This window comes from Haloprofundus marisrubri, from assembly GCF_001469955.1.
Taxonomy (GTDB): Archaea; Halobacteriota; Halobacteria; order Halobacteriales; family Haloferacaceae; genus Haloprofundus; species Haloprofundus marisrubri.
Map to the genome: position 1 here is coordinate 1 of NZ_LOPU01000021.1, position 202 is coordinate 202.

1 rRNA gene is annotated in these 202 nt (G+C 55.4%); it reads right to left on the minus strand.

The features are described 5' to 3' along the window. Positions 1 to 202 (minus strand): 23S ribosomal RNA (locus tag AUR64_RS21040); the annotation flags it as partial.

A 202-nucleotide genomic window follows, 5' to 3' on the forward strand; every position in this document is an offset into this window, starting at 1 on the left:
CCCGATAACCGGGTTAGACTCGCCGAATAAGTGCACTCTCTGGTTCGTTTTTCAAAACGCACGACGCGACATCGGCTCCCCTCAAGTTCTACTACGGGATCGCTCCCGGGTCGTTTGTTGAGGGGCCTTTCATGCCCCGTCGTTCCATCGCCACCTGATTTCAAGCTCTATTGCACGGTCCTTCTCGGAGTGCTTTTCAGCG